Origin of the sequence: Flavobacterium sp. Leaf82 (assembly GCF_001422725.1) — a bacterium.
GTDB lineage: Bacteria > Bacteroidota > Bacteroidia > Flavobacteriales > Flavobacteriaceae > Flavobacterium.
Map to the genome: position 1 here is coordinate 1 of NZ_LMMA01000026.1, position 2,857 is coordinate 2,857.

2 protein-coding genes are annotated in these 2,857 nt (G+C 28.8%); both read left to right on the forward strand.

Annotated features, from left to right (window positions below; genetic code table 11):
• Window positions 1-202: hypothetical protein (locus tag ASF10_RS24235; protein WP_157849062.1), on the forward strand; the 202-nt coding region annotated here is incomplete at its 5' end.
• Between the two features lie 1,211 nt (window positions 203-1,413).
• The gene (locus tag ASF10_RS14375; RefSeq protein ID WP_056250419.1) at window positions 1,414-1,848 is read left to right on the forward strand and encodes a hypothetical protein; all 435 of its coding nucleotides are present in this window, start codon (window positions 1,414-1,416) and stop codon (window positions 1,846-1,848) included.
• Window positions 1,849-2,857 lie beyond the last annotated feature (1,009 nt).

Sequence of the window (2,857 nt, forward strand, 5' to 3'; positions counted from 1 at the left end):
CGTAATAAATAATACTTTTTCTGATGAACTTATTGACATTATCGAAAATGAAAAACCAATAGGTGATTTGAAAAATGTTGTTTCAAGTGGATTGGCAGAAACAAAATATAGAGAAATGACACTTGATGGAAATTCAGAACCCGATTATATATTATCAATAACAGCCAAACAATTACGAATAGCTTGGAGAAAGTATTGCTGATAAAAGCACTGCACACAACAGCTACTATAGCGGATTTGAGCAAGTGGCTTAATAAAAAATTAAATGATTTGGGATTATTTGACAAGTCCAAATAATGGGCATTAGGCATTTTCTTTAACATCTTTCACATTAGTATATATTCCAAAAATATGGAAAACCGTATTTGATTATAATTTTAATAATCTATGTTTGCTGATCATAAAAAATATTTGCAGAATGAAAAAATTATATATTATTCTTTTCACACTATTTAGCCTATACACATATTGTCAAAACAAAAATTTTGCAGTCGAGAACAATTTAATTATATGGAAGCTTGTATATCAAGATTCGACAAAAATATCTGAATTGAAAAAAAATCCTCGTTTAGAATTTCATAGTGATTCAACTGGGTATATCAAAAAAACTAATTTTAATGACGATAATCTAAGAGAAATGGTTGGAGAATTTTTGATTGAATCCAAAAAAGGAAAATNGATGCTTACTAAAAAGATTTTTATTTTACTGCCTGACTGAGTAGGACTGCGCAATCGCTTAGAATTTAATAGTGATTCAACTGGGTATATCAAAAAAACTAATTTTAATGACGATAATCTAAGAGAAATGGTTGGAGAATTTTTGATTGAATCCAAAAAAGGAAAATATCGTGTTTCTGTTTTTAATATTAAATTCTTTGTTGAACCAATTGGATTATCATCAGGAGGATTGTCAATGCAATCAATTTCTGAATATACAATTGAGAAGTCATTGCTTAAAAAAAATGGTGCTATTAGAGAAACTTCATTAGGTTATAATCTAACNGGAGGATTGTCAATGCAATCAATTTCTGAATATACAATTGAGAAGTCATTGCTTAAAAAAAATGGTGCTATTAGAGAAACTTCATTAGGTTATAATCTAACGGAAACATTAAACCCCCATTTAACTGAAGTATTTTTAATAAATAAAAATGCAAGTACAGATTGGTAAAAAAAGGAAATCAGTAAGACTCCATATTTAACTTTACTGAATTATTTCTCAATACTAATTTAGAATTTATAAAAAATATATTACTAAGTTAAAAGAATATAAAAAGACAGCAGAGAAATCTATTTATCAAACAGTTTTTTAAATGTCGACATATAAATTAAAATGTAATAGATTTGCTTAACTGCTAAATCAGAAGAAGTAATATAATGGGGATAAATGAGTATAAAATTAAATATGAATAAATGGGAGATATTCTTAATGCATTTAATGACTTTAATAACACGTCAAAACAGTTAATAATCTTTTTTATAATCATGGGAGCATTTTGGACCGTACCATTTTGTTTATTTAAACCTGAAATTTTTGAATATCCTTTTTATGCACAATTTGCTTTAATATTTGCATTAAGTGTTAGTTGGTTTCTATGTACCCTTTTAGCTATTTCAAAATTATTAACTTTTGTAGATAAGGATGGTAAATATACAGTTGGCTTAGCTTCTATTTTTTCAATAGTATTGTTGAGTATTTCTATATTGATAAGTTATTATTTCTCAAATAGTTTCACTTTCTTTCTAAGGATTGCTTTCTTATATGTAATGATGCCTTTTTATCTATTATTTGTATTGTTTTTCGTTAAATTGGAGTTTAAGAAACTTAGTAGAAATGTTTCTGAATAAAAATCTATCTAATAGTTTTTTATTTACCCATTTTTTACTTCTGTAATTTGTAATATTGACAGGATCGATTGTGGATTCACTAAAAAAAATGAGACAAAGTTAGTTGTAAATCAATTTATTGATTGGATCAATTATTGAGTGGCTTGATGCCTTTTTTTTATTGTAATGGTTATAAAGTAATTTATTTTAAAGATATATCTGAATAAAGCGGATTCTTATAATACAACAGCAGTGTTATTGGTTACTCCAGCATACTGCGGGGAGATATATGATGCAATAATTGAGTTGTATCTTAAAATATTTTCTTAGAAGAAAAGACTCAAGTATGCAGTGGTGCAAGTAAGCAAGCATGAGGAAATGCAGGCATTGAAGTATACAGGTTTGCAAGTTTGCAGTAATGAAAGCAGGCAAGTATGTTGGCCTGCAGGCTTGCAGGAATTCAGATATGCAAGTGTGCAAGCCTACAGGAATTTACCTATTTGTATAAGTGCTTTTAAAAGCATAAAAATGTAAATATGCTTTTATAGTTTTATAGTTTTATGGTTTTATGGTTTTATGGTTTTTCCGGAAACTTTACGATTTTATTTCAGGCAAACGTTGAAGAGATAATTGAACCTGCACAAGTACCAATAAAAATATATTTCCAAAGAAACAGAAAAACGGAAAAAAGAAAAAGAAAGCAATGATAAAGGACGGGATGCAGACAGGACAAAAGGAAACGGAATAAGTCCCGAAGGGTGGTTTGTGAGGGACGAGCAAAACATTATGCCGTAGTCTTTTGGACAGGCTAATCCAGCACGTCCTACCTTGTTTTCTTTTTATTATTTCTTTAGGCAGAATATAAATAAAGTTAAACAAGTCGAATTTAATAAATAAAAATAAGCACAGAATCTTGTGTTTGCTACTATTTTGCAAATTCTGGTAAAAGTGAGCACCCCATTCCGGTAAAAGAGAGCAATTGATTCCGGTTCAAAGTGAGCACCCTATTCTTGTGAAAGAGATCAATTGA

What these genes read in the sequence shown, in the direction of transcription:
- ASF10_RS14375 (WP_056250419.1), top strand. Translation starts at nt 1,414, where the DNA reads ATGGGAGATATTCTTAATGCATTTAATGACTTTAATAACACGTCAAAA.